This window comes from Melaminivora alkalimesophila, assembly GCF_000282995.1.
GTDB classification, from domain to species: domain Bacteria; phylum Pseudomonadota; class Gammaproteobacteria; order Burkholderiales; family Burkholderiaceae_C; genus Melaminivora; species Melaminivora alkalimesophila.
In genome coordinates, this window is the sequence record NZ_ALEE01000683.1 from 1 (window position 1) to 15,615 (window position 15,615).

General features: G+C 61.3%; 10 protein-coding genes. 3 read left to right on the forward strand and 7 right to left on the reverse strand.

The genetic code is table 11. The features are described 5' to 3' along the window. The 7 genes from A612_RS13285 to A612_RS13315 all read right to left on the reverse strand — a co-directional run. Positions 1–3,375, reverse strand: a 3,375-nt coding sequence (locus A612_RS13285) for a DEAD/DEAH box helicase family protein (protein ID WP_019374952.1), incomplete at its 3' end; no start/stop codon positions are given. Position 3,376: 1 nt separating this feature from the next. Further along, positions 3,377–4,021 carry a DUF4276 family protein gene (locus A612_RS16120; protein WP_019374953.1) on the reverse strand — a complete coding sequence of 215 codons (645 nt, stop codon included), beginning with the start codon at positions 4,019–4,021 and terminating at the stop codon, positions 3,377–3,379. Next, positions 4,018–5,223, reverse strand: coding sequence for an AAA family ATPase (locus A612_RS13295; RefSeq protein ID WP_075807051.1), 1,206 nt, complete (start codon positions 5,221–5,223; stop codon positions 4,018–4,020). Before A612_RS13295 ends, A612_RS16120 begins: the two co-directional genes overlap by 4 nt. After that, the gene (locus A612_RS13300) at positions 5,223–8,363 is read right to left on the reverse strand and encodes a site-specific DNA-methyltransferase (RefSeq protein ID WP_040436917.1); all 3,141 of its coding nucleotides are present in this window, start codon (positions 8,361–8,363) and stop codon (positions 5,223–5,225) included. Before A612_RS13300 ends, A612_RS13295 begins: the two co-directional genes overlap by 1 nt. 44 nt (positions 8,364–8,407) lie before the next feature. After that, complete coding sequence (locus A612_RS13305) at positions 8,408–11,335, reverse strand: SNF2-related protein (RefSeq protein WP_019374957.1); 2,928 nt, start codon at positions 11,333–11,335, stop codon at positions 8,408–8,410. Next, the gene (locus A612_RS13310) at positions 11,332–11,535 is read right to left on the reverse strand and encodes a helix-turn-helix domain-containing protein (RefSeq protein WP_019374958.1); all 204 of its coding nucleotides are present in this window, start codon (positions 11,533–11,535) and stop codon (positions 11,332–11,334) included. Before A612_RS13310 ends, A612_RS13305 begins: the two co-directional genes overlap by 4 nt. 389 nt (positions 11,536–11,924) lie before the next feature. After that, a complete protein-coding gene (locus A612_RS13315) occupies positions 11,925–12,479 on the reverse strand; it encodes a C40 family peptidase (protein WP_040436919.1) in 555 nt (184 codons plus the stop codon). 84 nt (positions 12,480–12,563) lie between these two features. On the opposite strand from A612_RS13315, the gene A612_RS13320 reads away from it, so the two are divergent. The 3 genes from A612_RS13320 to A612_RS13330 form a co-directional block, all read left to right on the forward strand. Then, positions 12,564–13,751 carry a PQQ-dependent sugar dehydrogenase gene (locus A612_RS13320; RefSeq protein ID WP_051001509.1) on the forward strand — a complete coding sequence of 396 codons (1,188 nt, stop codon included), beginning with the start codon at positions 12,564–12,566 and terminating at the stop codon, positions 13,749–13,751. Positions 13,752–13,765: 14 nt separating this feature from the next. Continuing rightward, positions 13,766–14,371, forward strand: a complete 606-nt coding sequence (locus A612_RS13325; RefSeq protein ID WP_019374961.1) for an isochorismatase family protein — start codon at positions 13,766–13,768, stop codon at positions 14,369–14,371. A gap of 139 nt (positions 14,372–14,510) precedes the next feature. After that, positions 14,511–15,615: AMP-binding protein (locus A612_RS13330; RefSeq protein ID WP_019374962.1), on the forward strand; the 1,105-nt coding region annotated here is incomplete at its 3' end.

The window sequence follows — 15,615 nt, forward strand, 5'->3', positions numbered from 1 at the left end:
AGTTGGCACGCCTGAAGGGGGCAGGTCACAGGCCAGCACCTGAAACAGCCTCTTCAAGTAAGAGCTGGCACCGTCTTCCATGAACAGCACGTTGCGGCTTTCCAGCTCGGCCTTTTTTGTGGGGTCGCCCACGTTGAGCAGGTCTGCGAATTTTGTCGGCGAGAGGACGAAGGCATTCAAGACCAGCGGCGCTTCGCCCGCCTTGGCCTGCGCCGCCAGCGTTGTTTCCAGGGTCTTCACTTCCTTGTACAGACCCAGCTTGGGGTGCGACAGGTCGAGATTGCGCAGTCCCTTCGGATCGACAAAGGTCAGCCACTGCTTGCCGCTGGCATCGTCCACCAGCCACAGCAGGAAGTCCGGATAGAAGTTACCCGCCAACGCGAAGCCCAGCCCTTTCTCTTCCCGATCCGCATTGCGCAATAGGTACAGACTGCGTGGGCCAATCGCTTCCTTGCCTTCGCCGGAGTTGTAGAACGCCTCCAGATCGCGGACAAACTCCCATTCGCTTGGCGCGTCAAACGCCAGCGGACGCAGCTTCAGCGGCACTGCATCCTTGTCTTCCAATGCCAGCAGTGGGTAGTACAAGTGCCGGTCGAAGCTGATGGCCACCATGTGTGGCGCGTTCCATTGGCTGGCCTGGCCGATCTTGCCGTCCGCCACCAGTTTCTTCAGCACTTCCAGCTTCGCCTGATACTCCAGACCGTCGTCGCTGTTCTCGATCTCGAACTGGTACAGCTTGAGCATCGACCCGTGGTCTTCGTCGATGTGGGTGATGTCGTAGAACTGGCCTTCGTAGCCCGTCTTCAGGGCCTTGTAGAAGCGGTCGGTGTAGTCCGTCAGCAGTCGCAGCAGGATGTCTTCCTGCTTGCGGATATCGGCGAAGGTCGTCACGTTCAGTTCCGCCGCCGGAATGAACAGCGTGTACCAGTCCTGCGCGCCTGCGCAGAAGTCGATCAGCTTCTGCCGTTCCAGCCGCAAGTTGCTCCAGCTGCGCTGCAGCTTGTAATCCTGCAAGGCCAGATAGACGCGATCCCAATTGAAAGCCGGAAACAGCGTCTGATTCAGTTTGCCCTCGTTGCGGGCTCCCGTCGTGGGGACTGTGCCCTTGTCCTTGCTGGACAGCGCTTCGACGCGCGGGTACAGGTCAAGCACCACATGGGGTAGCTTGATCTTGCCCTGGAACTGCGCAGGAATCTCGTACAGCCACGGGAAGTGCGTGCGCTTGAAGCCGAGTTTCTGGTTGTCCTTGTAGCCATCCTTCAGCGCCAGGGTCTTGAGCTTGCCCTTGGGAAGGTTGGCCCGCGTCGGGAAGTCCAGCTCCAGCACTTCGTCACTGGGCGTGATGCCTTCCTCGCGCAGGTAGTCTTTGAACGCAGCCATGTAGCTGGCGCGCACGCCGAAAATGTTCAGTGTCTCCAGCTTGTCCAGATGCACGCCTTTGGGCCTCTCGTGCGGCAAGCTGCGCTTGAGCGAAAAGTCTTTGCCTTTGAGGCGCACACCACGCCCGAACAATTGAATGATCTGGGAGCCCTCTCCCTTGCCCATGTTCAGCAGCCCCATCGTGGACACGCGCCAACTGCTCCAGCCTTCCGTGAACTTGCGCGAGCCAATCAGCACGTTGAGGCGGCTGTCCTTGTTGTTCAATGTGCCGAACAGTGCGCCGCCGAAGTCGTCGCGTTCGGTGTCGAAGGTTTCCGCTTCTTCCGCCATCCCGAAGAAGCCTGCATCGTCGCCGATGTTGATGAGACCAAAGGGATCGGCATCGCCCACGCGTAACGCCAATTCACCTTTGCTGCTCTTGATGTTGACCAGTTTCAAGCGCTGACGGGCCGAGGCATTGAACACGCGCTGCAGAATGTCGGCGTACAGATCATCCACGCGACCGCTGAAGCCCATCAGGGGCGTGAAGCGCCCGCTGAAGATGTTGTTGCCCTTGGCGTCCAAAATCTGCGCTTTGTCGGCAATCAGGTCGGTCAGCCAGCTCTTGATCTGCGCTTCGCTGTTCAGGAAGTCGGCGAGGAAGTTCACCACTTCCAGGATGTCCGACTCCTCGCCTGACACCGTGTTGCCCACGAACACCCAAAGCGGCTTTTCAATGTTGAAATCGACCAGCTTGTTACGGTGCGTATCCCACAGCCAAAGCTGCTGGTAATAGGAAAGCAGGCAGGCCATAAAGTATTTGCGGGCATTGTCCGCCTGCGCGTAGGCATCGCCGCTCATGTTGAGGATCAGCGACTCCTTGCCGTAGCCGTCCTCATAGAAGAACTTGTACGAGTAGTCGAACAGGATGCACTTGGCGTAAATCTCGCGCGTAGCAGTGATGCGCGCACGGCGCTTGTCTTCAGCGGTTAGTGCAAGGGCCGGATCTGATTTGGCGGAAGCAAGGTTGAAGCGCTGTCCGGGGTAAGCCAGCTTCCATTTGGACTTGAGACTTTCTTCTTCGGCCTTCTCGACGATCATCCCCTTCGCCACCGCCTGCCCGAAGGTGGCCGAGTACTCAAAGGCAAAACCACCGCGCACCAGCGCATCGCGCCGCGCCATCCATGCGCCCGCTGCCGTGCCCGTGCCGCGATGCCCTTCATCCACCAGCACCAGGTTGTTGCCCTCGAAGGCATCCACGGCGACGGTCTTCTCGCCCATCTCATCGCCCAGCTTGTTGATGTCGATGATTTCGATGGTGCCGCGCGCGGGTGACTGGGCCTTGTTGAAGAACTGCGAGAACCCGAAGCCGGACAGGTGCAGCTCCTCCAGATGCTGACGGCTCAACCCTTCGTTGGGCGTGAGCAGGATGATCTTGTCGGGAAAGTGATCGCTGCGCCCCGCCTGGAAGTAGTGCAGGTACTGGCGGATGTTGACGTGCAGCAGCAGGGTCTTGCCGCTGCCGGTGGCATTCCAGAAGGCGATCTTGTTCAGGTCGTCCGCCTCGAAGTCACGGAACGGCTCCGCGCCGTTCTCGGCACGGTAGCGAACCATCTCCTCGTTCAGGCCATCGAGCAAGTCCTGACGGTGGTTGAAGTACCAGTCCAGATACAGCTCGGTGAACAGCAGCGAAAGGTACTGGAAGTACTTCATCTGCAGTTCGTGGCCTTCCAGCTTGTTGCGCTGGGCGGTGATGGCCTGCCAATGGGCGACGACGTTTAAGTCGTAGCGCCGCAGGTCGGACTCGGGCACCTTGTTGGGATCGAACAAGCCTCGGATCAGTTCGTGGAAGAATTTGGTCTGGCCGTCCTCGTCGATGCCCTCGAAGCGGTCATCGCCCAAGCGCATCTTGAGTGCCGCCAGCGTGCCGCCCTGAAAGAAACCCAGCACCCAGCGGTTGAGCACCAGCTCCTGATGGAAGCTGCGTTTCTTCTGATTTTTTGTTTGCCGTGCCATTTCAATTACCCCATGCCTGCAGATGAGCAACCCAGGCATCGAACTGCGCACACTTCTGGCGCATCGCGTCAATCCCGATGGCCTCGGCGATCAACGGGCCATGCTCGGGCTTTGAATACGTGCCCTCGGGAAAGATGCTCAGAATCCGCTTGGATGGTGCGGTCTCGGGACTGTCGTTGATGTCTTCCGGATTCGGGAACGCCTGTGCCACCGCCATCAACTTCGCTTTCACGTCTTCGCTCCAGCCGTCTTCTGCCCATTCAAAGTCCGCGGGGTTGGTGAACAGCAGCCCCTCGAATTCATGCATCTGCACATACGGCAGCACGTAGCGCGAGTCATAGCCCGTAGTGATGGCCCGCGCAGCTGCGGCAATGTCGGCCTCCAGTTGGGCGCGGGTGCGGCCTGCGCGGTCCTGAAAACCGTAGAAATCAACCAGCGTGGAGACGCGATCGGCCTCGCTGTAGTGCAGTGAAATCTTTTTGGCCAGCCGATCCACGGTGACACGCCCACCCCGATGCCGCCCTGATCTGGCGCTCAACACGGTGCCGTAGGCGCTGACGCCGCTGGGCCGCAGGTAGGGCTCCAGGCAGCGGTTGACGAACTCCACCTCGGTGGGGCCTTCGCAAATGATGCATACCCGGATCATTCGAGTTGCCCCGCATCCATAGAACCTTCCCGCTTGACGGGCTGGTGCTCACCCAGCCAGGCCACGCCGCCTGTGGCCTGCTGCAACCAGATGTCGGATAGCTGGTATTCCTCGTCCAGCCAGCGCTGATAGTGCTCGCGCGGCAGATTGCGCAACACGGTCTCGCCATTGTTGGCGCTGGCCACGATGATGTTTTCCAGCTCGAAGCAGTCCACCAGGTAGGGCGACTGCGTGGCGATGAAGATCTGCCGCTTCTTCGACAAGCGCTTGAACATCTCGGCCACCAGGGTAATGGCGTGCGGATGCAGCCCCAGTTCGGGCTCATCGAAGAACAGCACGTCCGGCAAGCGCTCGGGCGGAAGGTTCAGCAGGGTCAACAGACAGAACAGGCGCAGCGACCCGTCCGAGGTGAGATGAGAGCCGAACACCTTGTCGCTTTGCCGCCCCACCCAGCGCAGCAACACCTTGCCGGCTTCTTCTTCCAGTACAAAATCCTTGAACGCCGGCAACACCCGGCCAATCTGCTTGACGATCAGCTCGTAGCGTTTGCGGTCGCCATTGCGCAAGTCGAGCAGCACAGCCGCGAGGTTGCCGCCGTCCGAGCGTAGGCGGAACGACTCGGTGACATCCCAGCGGTTGTGAATGGCGGCGTTGATGGATGTGTCGTGAAACTGATAGGTGGAGCACTGACGCAAAAGGTTGACGATGGTCTGGGCCGTCTTGCTCTTCTTCTCCAACAGGCTGGACTCTTTTCCCACCCCTTCAATCTCGGTCCACTTCGCCTTGGTCGGGATGTCATGCGCCGAATACCGATAGGCTTCGTTCATCACCATCACGGAATCGCCGGCCGAGATGTGGGCCAGATCAAACCGATAGTCGTTGTAGCCCGATGCGGTTTCAAGGCACAACTCGGCATGGATGCGCGAGGTCTTCCGGGCACCCATGAAAAACTGGTCATCGCCGCCGCCGTGGCGCAGCACGAACTCCTGCAGGTTCTTCGCCTTGAGCATCCAGCTCAGCATCTCGAAGAATCGGATCAGGGTGGACTTGCCTGCGCCGTTGGCCCCAATCAGCACCGTGAGCTGCGGCAGCTCCAGATTCTGGATACTGCGCAGGCTGCGGAAACCCTCAATGGTGACGGACTTGATGCGTGCCGGTTCTGGCTCTCGTTGCTGAATGCTAGGGGTTCCAAAATTAGCCATCACACATCCTCCACATCAAACATGCGCGCCAGAAATTCCGGCTCGATCTGGCGCAGCTTGAGCACGCGGGTGGCACCACCTTCCTCCGCTGTCTGCGTCAGCACGGTGGGAATGTTGTGGTCGCCGTTGATGTAGACCACGTCAAACTCGTTGTCCGCCGGGTTGATGGCCAGCTTGTCGCACAGCTTGGCGACACCTTCATAGTCCAGCACATCACAGTCGCGCCACAGCACGAGGCAGCTTTCACCGCTGGGCAAGGTGCCGGTCACGGTGACAAAACCGCGCGCCGGTTGCATGTCGATGTGCTTGACGCGCAGACCGATCAGGTAATTGAAGGTCTCGACCAGATCGATCTTGCGTGGCTCGAACGCGCCCGCCGAATCCACGGCCACGTTGAGGGTGTAGTCAAAGGGCTTCTTGAAGTCCTCCACCGACAGTAGCGAGCCACGGCTCTCCACGTCCAGCACGTAGTTGATCAGGTAGTCGTCCTTGGCCTGCTGCGGCAGGGTTTTTAGCAGATCATCCTGCGCGGACGTACGGCGCAGTTGCAGGTTGTTCAGGGTGTCTTCGTAGCTCTCTAGATAAAGCACCTTGAAGGTATGCGACATACCTTCGCTATTTGTGGACGGCCGACCATCTTTCCATGTTGGGCAGTAGACGACCTTCTGAATACGGGGCTTGATCACGCTATCAAAATAGTCGCCTTGTTCAACAAGCAGATACTTTCTTGATCCAGAATCTTTTCTATTCAGATTGATCAGTGCATGACCGGTTGTTCCTGAGCCTGCGAAATAATCGACCACAAAGGAATCTTTTTTGGATGCACAGTTGATGTGCAATGCATCCTCAACTGCATTAATGCTCTTCGGGAACGAAAATCCGGCGCCTTCGCCGAAAAGAGCCTTAAGCAGTTTTGTTCCATGCGAAGATGCGTCGTATTTTGGGTTGACCCAAACGCTTTTAGGTCTTATCCCATCTTTTATACGGTCAATAAGTTGAACTTTCCATTCACCCTTTCGATTGGTTGAGAAATTTATCTCCCCCTTCCTCAAGTGCTCCAGAAAAGAGGGAGGGGTTTTTCTCCAAACCCGGTGATTACCCTCGCTGTCGATTGGGAGAATTTTTATGGCACCCTCAAATTCCTCGAGAGCAGCCTGTTTGGTCTCAGGGTTAAAGAAGATTGGGTAGTAAGAGTTTGGCCTCTCTTGGGGCGTCGAGTAACCGCCAGTCCTCAGAAAGTCTCTCCATTTAAAATTACCATCGCCATCTCCTAGGCTGTACTGGGCTGCCTGCTCGTAAGATAAGGGGAAAAAGTCAATATTTGCCTCGATAGCATTCTTCGCGTAGAACAGCAAATATTCATGGCTTGTTGCCAGATATTTGTCGTTTGTTCGACCCGAAGGTTTGATTTCCACCACGAGATTGCCCAACCTATTTTCCGGCTGAAAAACGGCGTCAAGCAGGCCTTCAAGATATGGGAGCTCATAGTCATCAATTGCACAACTCATGACTCCCGATTCCTTCAAAATACTAAGGGCGGGAGAGACGCGGCTTTGAATCATCGAAAGCCACGATGATTCCTTGTATTGATTCTTGTAAACAAAACTGTTTTCAGAGGTATTATAGGGAGGGTCGAGATAGATGTAGTCCACCGCATTCTTGTATCTCTGCGAAATAAGTTGGACCGCCTGAAAATTGTCGCTCTTAATTAAGGTCCCATCAATGAACGCATCTAGATCATCAACTGATGCAAGAAGTTGGGCCAGGAAGTCCTTGTCAAACAAAGAGGTATCGACCGTCAAATGCGGATTCGCCTTGAGGAATGCAATGGTGCCAGGCAGCACATGTGACGCAACATCTTTGTTTGCGTCCTTGAGTAGTCTTAGGCTTGCCCACTGATTCCACTGCTTTTGGTTGGCGACGATCATCGGGTAAAGAGACTCCGGCACTCGATCCAGCGTGATGCAGTAGTGGCTGGAGACAACGAACTTCTTTTTCAGCCACAGCTTCTTCTGAAAGTCTTCCAACTGCGCCAGGAAGGTGATCAATTCCAGCGCGATGCTGCGCAGGCACTGGATCATTCGCAGGCTCTTTTCGATGTCGGCAAACGCGCCCGCGCTCTGCATATCATCCAGATGCAGCACTTCGTTTTTGATGTAGAAGTCCAACTCGCGCCGGAGGAAACCACCCAGATCCTTGTGGATGAAGTAGTCCGCCGTGTTCTTGGTGGTGTAGTCGCTCAGGTGCTTTTCGAGCAGGGTGCGCTGCGGATTCTTCTCGGTAGGTGCACGGTTGCCCAGGGCAAGCCAACGGGCCTTGACGGCAGCGTCCGCCAGCACGGCCTCTACGGCCTTGGTGACCAGCGCCTCCTGCTTGGTGCCTTTGGGCTGGGCGGCATATTCGAAGCGGATGATCAGCTCCTGGTTGCCGTCACTGCCCGCAACTTCCTCCACTGGCACCAGCTCTTCTTCGACCTCGTCGCCGTTTTCATCCATGCGTATAACGGTCTTGGTCGCTACCAGGGCAAAGCGGCGCTCCTTGTCGTTGTCCTTGCGGTTGTCCTTGGCGGTGTCGGCTGCGACAAGGCGAAAATGCACCGTGCGACCGTCTTCAAGCCTGAAGCTGTAGTTGCTGAAGTTCTCACCGCTCTTGGTGTAGTACTGATCCTTGTTGGCCCAGTGCAGCATCACCTCTTCGCCCGCGTAAGGGATGGCGTAGGTGTCGCCCTTGTAACGGCGCTGGCTGATGAAGTCGCCGTCCTGGTAGTAGCGCGAGAAAAAGGTGAGCAGGTGCGAGAACACGGCGTTCTCATGTTCGCTGCTGCCCGCGGTGGCCGCCTTCAGCTTGGCGCGTAGTTCCTGCACTTTAGGTACGCTGTCAGGGCTTACACCCAGTGTCTGTGCGCTCTTCTCGGCTTCTTGCAGCTCCGCCTGCAGGTGCTGTGTGTTGGCGGCGCTGCCGACGGCCAGTGCCTCCTGCACCTTTGCAGCGAGCCGATTCTCAAGGTAGTCGTTGATCTCGCCAGCCCGGGCGTTGAGGATGCGATAGATGCCGAAGTCCAGTTCCGGGCGGTCGATCTGGAAGATCTCGCGCAGCTTGGCGACGAGCTCCTGGAATTTGGGATTCTGTTGGGTGGTCATGGGATGCTGATCCGGGGATATCTGATTCTTCGAAGAGTTTGCGTTCAGATGACCTGCCAGCGGATGCTGAACAGGGTCTCGTGGCTGGTTGTCTCTTGCAGGCGCTGCTGGAGCGAGGCAATCAGTTCGTCGCGTTTGGCGATGATTTCGTCCTCGACGGCGAAAATTTCCTGACGCAGGCGTCGCTGCTTGCGCTCCAGCTCAGACAGTTCGCGCTGAATGCCTTCCTGCTCCTGCAACGTGGCAGCCTTGCGCGCGTCGCGCTTCAATTGGGCGATGCGCGCCTTGGTGTTCTTCAGGGCTTCCTCTGCGGCCAGCAGCTTGTCATCAGCCCAGCGTTCCAGCTTGTCGCGTTCTTCATTGAAGAGGCGCTGGTTGGCTTCCAGTACCTGGGCAATCGTGGCGGCGACCGCACGCTGGCTGTTGGCCAGCAGTGCCTCAGGCACGGAAGTGCTCAAAGGAGTGGGTTTGCCTGCTGCTGGAATGGCCATTAGCTTTTCGCAGGCTTCCTGATCCAACACCTGACCATCGTCAGTGAGACCGGAGAACAGCAGCGCCTCGGTGGTCTCGAAGGCGGTGACTTCCAGTCGGGCCAGCGTCAACCAGCCGGACATACCGCGCAGTCTCTCGATGACGGAAACGCGTGCGCCGTGTTTGCCGTAGTCGAGCTTCAAGGTGGCGACGGGCGTGGCCGCATTCAGGCTGGTATCAATGCTCCATTCCCCCAGCGGGTGGCTGAGACGGTAGGCGTGCGCCAGCATGTCCGGCTGCGCCGCACCGCGAATGAGCTGATAGCGACCTGCGGCGATTCCAGTTGGCGGCGTGCTCAGAGAAAACGCGTAGGACTGCTCGTCGAAGCGCGCGCGGCCGTCCAATGCAAAGCAGGTGACACCCCAGAACCAGCGCCCCAGTTTGTCGAGCCTCGCTTCAGCCTCGTCCAATCGCAGCTTGAGCCGGTCGTGGACATCCTCGTCAAAATTCTCCAGTAGCTGGGACTGCGTGTCTTTGATGCGGTCGGCAATGACTTCTTCCAGCTCCGCTTGCAGGGCGTTGAAAGCGGCTTCGATCTGCTCGGGCTGGCGACAGGTGTCGTAGATCTGGAGGATGCGTTTCTCGAAGTCGAGGCCGCCTTCAATGCGACCCAGCACTTCATCGCTCGCACCGAACACCCCGGAAAACAGGTTGAATTTCTCAGTGAGCAGTTCCAGCACGCGCTGGTCGGCCTGGTTGCGGGTGTTGAGGAAGTTGATGACCACCACGTCGAAACGCTGGCCGTAGCGGTGGCAGCGGCCAATGCGCTGTTCGACTCGCTGCGGGTTCCACGGCAGGTCGTAATTGATGATCAGCGCGCAGAACTGCAGGTTGACACCTTCGGCAGCCGCTTCAGTGGCGATCATGATTTCCGCGCCGGTGCCGTCGTCCTTGCGGAAGTGGTCGATCAGCGCGGTGCGGCGATCCACCTGCGGCGAGCCGGTGACGCGATCCGTGCCTTTGTACTCTTCCAGCCAGCGCTGGTAGATGGCGGTGGATTCCTCGTGGGTGTTCGTGCCACTGAACAACACCAACTTGCCCGCGTGGCCGTTGGCAGAGAGGAAGCGGTGCAGGTACTCCTGAGTGCGCTTGGATTCCGTGAAGATGATGGCCTTACGTGGCGCGCGCAGCTCGGCCATCTTGCCGAAGCCCAGGTTGAGCGCCTTCAATAGCGCCTGTGCCTTGGTGTCGGTCTGCAGAGCTTGGGCAGCATCGACGAATGCGGTCAGCTCTTCAATCTCGGCGGTGATCGCGGCGCGGACGGCCTGGGCATCTTTTGCAGCGCCCGGTTTGCCGTTTCCGGCTGCCGCAGGCATGGAGGCTTCGGCGTTTTCTTCTGCCTCGCTGGCATCCTCTTCCAGGTAGTCCTGCTCCAGGTCGTCCTCGGCAATGAGCTGTTCGACCAGCTGGCTGCCGTCGTCTTCCGTTTTGCCTGCCGTGAGCAGGCCTTGCAGGCGCTCGCGGATGGTGACCAAGGTGGCAGCAACGGCGTGCGAACTGGAGGCAAGCAGCTTGCGCAGGATCAGTGCCGTGAGGTGGCGCTGCTGCTTGGGCAGGGCGTAGGAGTCTTCCTTTTGCAGAAAGGCCGAGATGCGCTCGTACAGCGCCTGCTCGTCGTCGGTGGGGTTGAACGGCTGGGTGAGAGCCTTACGCTCGGTGTACTTGATGTACTCCAGCACGTCACGGCGCAGTGTGCGTTTGGCGAAGCTGGCAAGACGCTCACGCAGTTCGTCAAGACCCGTCCCGCTGTTGATGAACTGCTTGCGGAAGGCAGCCTCGTCGCCGAAAAGGTGCTCGTCGATCAGCGTCGACAGGCCGTACAGCTCCATCAGCGAGTTCTGCAACGGCGTGGCGGTTAGCAGCAGCTTCTTGCGGCCTTGCAGTGCGCGCTTGAGCGCCTGCCCGGTACGGTTGCTGGCCCGGTGCGCGTTGCGCAGCTTGTGCGCTTCGTCGATGACCACCACATCCCAAGGCACGGCGCGCAGCTCGGCCTCCAGCTTGGCGGCAAACTGGTAGGACATGATGACGACTGCCTTGCCGACTTGCCGTTGCAGGGTGGCGAGCATGTCGCCAGCGGACTGCTTGCGCAGTGAGACTGCATCCACCACGGTGGTGGGCACGGCGAACTTGTCGTGCAGCTCCTGCGCCCATTGCTTGCGCAGGCTCGCCGGGCAGATGACCAAGAGCCGACGGCGGCGCTCGGCCCAGTACTGGCACACCACCAGCGCGGCTTCGATGGTCTTGCCCAGCCCCACCTCGTCGGCCAGCAGCACGCCTTCCTGCAACGGATTGCGAAGTGCGAACAGCGCCGCCTCGATCTGATGGGGGTTCAGATCGACGCTGGCATCGAACAGCGATTGGGAGAGACGATCTACGCCATCGGCGGCGTGTCGCCGCGTCAGCTCGTGGGCGTAGTACTTGGCGTGGTAGGCGGAGATCAAGCGGTTCCCTCCGCCTTCTTGGATTGGTCGGCTATCCAGCCGCCAATACCCGCTGCCCGGAGGCGCACTGTCCCGCCGACTTTGAAGGCCGGCATTTCCTTGGCCATCGCCAGTCGGTAGATCGTCCGCTCCGTGACCTTCAGGTGCTCGGCGACTTCCTTGATCGCCAGGATTCCGCGTTCGTTGGTGTTCTTGGGCATGGAAGCGGGTCAGTCGGATGGTTGCTAAGGCGCGACACGATGGTGCCAGCTTTTCAAGCTGGTGACCAAAAGCGACCGAATCGAGAAGGCTTGCCTCCTATTTACCATGCGACGGGATCGATTGCCTCAGTCAAGTTGAGTGCGACGCGCTTGCGCACGGTCTCAGGCGCGGATGGGCAGAGCGTCGAGTCCACGCCCCAAGGCCAAAGCGTTACCACCTGGCTCGGATTGCGGATGAGGGTTTCGATTCCGTGTTCCACCATCCCCACCTATAGAGGCCCAGATGATTTCCGGGTCCTTCTTTCTTGGTCCGGGAAACCTGTGACATGGCGCCCGGCGCTGGCGAGCCTTGGATGAGGCCTACCCGGACGGCAGATGCAACGAGCGGCTCAGCGCGGCCGCGCTGCCTGGGCGAGCGTTTCAGCCGCCTCGTCCGCAGCGACGCGGCGCGCGCCGTTGAAGCGCCGCTGCCAGTAGGAGATCCGCATGTCCTCGACGCGCACTTGTGCCCCGGCGCGGGGGGCGTGCACGAACTTGCCGTCGCCCAGGTAGATGCCGACGTGGCTGAAGGCGCGGCGCATGGTGTTGAAGAACACCAGGTCGCCCGGCTGCAGGTCCTTTTTGTCGATCACCTGGGTGGCGGATGCCTGCTCGGCGGCGCGGCGCGGCAGGACCAGGCCACGCGCCTGTTCGAAGGCGGCGCGCACGAAGCCGCTGCAGTCGAAGCCAGCATCGGCGTGATTGCCACCCCGGCGGTAGGGGACGCCCACGAAACCCAGGGCGGTGGCGATGAGGTCGGAGGTGTGGTCGGCGACGCTGTGGCGCACGTCCTGCCAGCGGTCTGCGACCGTCGGGTGGAGAGCCGCTGGGTGCGTCCCCTCGTCAGCAGGGGAGGCGTAAGCGTTTGCGCAAACCAGTAACAGCAGGCATATCCAGCGGGGCATGGGGCGCGAGGGTAGCATGGGAAGGTGCGCCTTGCCAGCACCTTGGCGCAGTTTCCCGTTCTTTGGCCGATAAAGGAGCATGCAATGGCAGCGTCGTGGCACGGGAGGGTGGGAGCGGGGCTTGTGGCCAGCGCCGCCCTGGCGGTGGCGGGCGCCGCGCAACCACCACAGGGACCGGTCAGCCCCGCACCTTCGGCGCGCAAGCTCTCGGCGGAGGTGGTGGCGCAAGGCCTGGAGCATCCCTGGGCAGTCGCGTTCTTGCCGGGCGGGCGTTTCCTCGTGAGCGAACGGCCCGGGCGGCTGCGGCTGGTCGACGCGGTCGGCAGGGTGGGGGCGCCGCTGGCGGGCGTGCCGCGGGTCGCCTCAGGCGGGCAGGGCGGTCTGCTGGACGTGGTCACGGACCGCGACTTCGCGCACAACCGGCGCATCCATTTCTGCTACGCCGAACCCTCGGAGGACGGGCGCAGCAACGGCACGGCGCTGGCCAGTGCGCAGTTGTCCGAAGGGTGGGACGGGCTGGAGCAGCTGAAGCTGCTGTTTCGCCAGCAGCCGAAGGTGGCGAGCCAGCTGCACTTCGGCTGCCGCATCGTGCAGGCGCCGGACGGCATGTTGTTCCTCACCCTGGGCGAGCGTTTCCACCGTCGGGACGACGCGCAGCGGCTGGACAACCATCTGGGCAAGGTCGTGCGCATCGCCCCGCACGGGGGCGCTGCACCGGGCAACCCCTTCGCCGGTCGCCCTGGCGCGCTGCCGGAGATCTGGAGCTTCGGGCACCGCAATCCACAGGGCGCCGCCTGGGGGCCCGACGGCCGGCTGTGGATCCATGAGCACGGGCCGCAGGGGGGCGACGAGATCAACCTGCCGCAGCCGGGCCGCAACTACGGCTGGCCCGTCGTCACCTACGGCGAGGAATATGGCGGCGGCCGGATCGGTGAGGGGACGCGCAAGGCCGGCATGGAGCCGCCGCTGCATTGGTGGGTGCCGTCCATCGCACCGTCCGGCATGGCGTTCCTGACCAGCGAGCGCTATGGTCCGGACTGGCGCGGCAGCCTGTTCGTGGGGGCACTCAAGCTGCAGCGGCTGCACCGCCTGGAGGTGAGGGAGGGGCGCGTGGTGCGTGATGAGTACCTGCTGGATGGGCTGGGCGCGCGCATCCGCGATGTGCGCCAGGGGCCGGATGGGTGGCTGTACCTGCTCACCGACAGCCCGGATGGGCGGTTGCTGCGCCTGAAGCCGGAGCGGGGCGACAATGCCCCCCATCCTTCGTCGTGAGAGAACCCTGCACCATGCTGCTTGACGCTTCCGAATCCCAACTCGTGCTCGTGGACTACCAGGAGCGCCTGATGCCGGTCATCCACGAGGGCGCGGCCGCATTGGCCAATGCGCGGCGGCTGGCCGAAGTGGCCAGGCTGGTGGACGTGCCGACCTGGGGGACCGAACAGAATCCCTCGCGCCTGGGGCCGAACGATGCTGCCTTGCGCGCACTGTGTCGCCGCACCCTGTCCAAGATGCACTTCAGCGCCGTCGCGGACGGACTGGGCGAATGGCTGCGGCCGCCAGCCAAGCCGCAGGGAGGCAATGCGCGCAGCCTGCCGCGCCATCTGCAAAAGCGCGAGCAGCCGGCCGCCCCGGGGCGCGAGAGCATCGTGATCGCCGGCTGCGAGGCACATGTGTGCCTGCTGCAGACGGCGCTGGAGCTGCTGGAGGACGATTTCGAGGTGTGGGTGGTGACGGATGCCTGCAGTTCGCGCACGGAGCGCAGCCGCGATGCCGCCTTCGACCGGCTGGCCGGCGCCGGCGCCGAGCTCGTGACCACGGAGATGGTGGCCTTCGAGTGGCTGCGCAGCTGCGAGCATCCGCGCTTCAAGGACATGCTGGCGCTGGTCAAGTAGCGCCATCGGGCCCGGCGGGCACCGGTGGTCCGCCCGGGCGGTCGTCAGCTTGTCGCAAGCCCGGCGTGAATAATTATGAATTTTGAATCACCATCCTGCCGCGCTGCTGTGGCGTGGCACCACTGAGGAGACAGCCGCCATGAGTGACGAGCACGCGAACTTTGCGGAATTCCACCGCCGCTCCATCGAGGACCGGGACGCGTTCTGGGCCGAGCAGGCGCGGCTGATCGAGTGGCAGACGCCGCCGCAGCAGATCTGCGACTGGAGCAACCCGCCCTTTGCGCGCTGGTTCGTGGGCGGCACCACCAACCTGTGCCACAACGCGGTGGACCGCCACCTGGCCGAGCGTGCGCAGCAGCCGGCGTTGATCGCGGTGTCGAGCGAGACCGGCAGCGAGCGCGTCTACACCTATGCCGAACTGCACCAGGAAGTGCAACGCATGGCGGCGGTGCTGCAGTCCTTCGGGGTACAGAAGGGCGACCGGGTGCTGATCTACATGCCGATGATCGCCGAGGCGGCCTTTGCGATGCTGGCCTGCGTGCGCATCGGGGCGTTGCATTCGGTGGTCTTTGGCGGCTTTGCTTCCTCGTCGTTGGCGACGCGCATCGAGGATGCCGAGCCGCGCGTGATCGTGAGCGCCGACGCGGGCTCGCGCGGCGGCAAGGTGGTGCCGTACAAGCCACTGCTGGACGAGGCCCTTGCGCTGTCGTCCCACAAGCCCGAGGCGGTGGTGCTGGTGGACCGTGGCCTGGCGCCCGCTGCCCTGCAATCCGGGCGCGACCATGACTGGGCGGCACTGCGCGAGCAGCACCTGGATGCGCAGGTGCCCTGCGTGTGGGTCGAGGCGACGCACCCGAGCTATACCCTCTACACCAGTGGCACCACCGGCAGGCCCAAGGGCGTGCAGCGCGACACCGGCGGCTACGCCGTGGCGCTGGCGGCGAGCATGCGCCACATCTTCATGGCCGAGCCGGGCCAGACCTATTTCTGCACCAGCGACATCGGCTGGGTGGTGGGCCACAGCTACATCATCTACGCGCCGCTGCTGGCCGGCATGGCAACGGTCATGTACGAGGGATTGCCGATCCGCCCGGACGCCGGCATCTGGTGGAGCCTGGTGGAAAAGTACCGCGTGACCCACATGTTCTCCGCTCCCACGGCGGTGCGGGTGCTCAAGAAGCAGGACCCGGAGTATCTGCGCAAGCACGACATCAGCAGCCTGAAGGCGCTGTGGCTGGGGGGGG

What these genes read in the sequence shown, in the direction of transcription:
- A612_RS13300 (WP_040436917.1), bottom strand. Translation starts at nt 8,363, where the DNA reads ATGACCACCCAACAGAATCCCAAATTCCAGGAGCTCGTCGCCAAGCTG.
- A612_RS13310 (WP_019374958.1), bottom strand. Translation starts at nt 11,535, where the DNA reads ATGCCCAAGAACACCAACGAACGCGGAATCCTGGCGATCAAGGAAGTC.
- A612_RS13295 (WP_075807051.1), bottom strand. Translation starts at nt 5,223, where the DNA reads ATGGCTAATTTTGGAACCCCTAGCATTCAGCAACGAGAGCCAGAACCG.
- A612_RS16120 (WP_019374953.1), bottom strand. Translation starts at nt 4,021, where the DNA reads ATGATCCGGGTATGCATCATTTGCGAAGGCCCCACCGAGGTGGAGTTC.
- A612_RS13325 (WP_019374961.1), top strand. Translation starts at nt 13,766, where the DNA reads ATGCTGCTTGACGCTTCCGAATCCCAACTCGTGCTCGTGGACTACCAG.
- A612_RS13315 (WP_040436919.1), bottom strand. Translation starts at nt 12,479, where the DNA reads ATGCCCCGCTGGATATGCCTGCTGTTACTGGTTTGCGCAAACGCTTAC.
- A612_RS13320 (WP_051001509.1), top strand. Translation starts at nt 12,564, where the DNA reads ATGGCAGCGTCGTGGCACGGGAGGGTGGGAGCGGGGCTTGTGGCCAGC.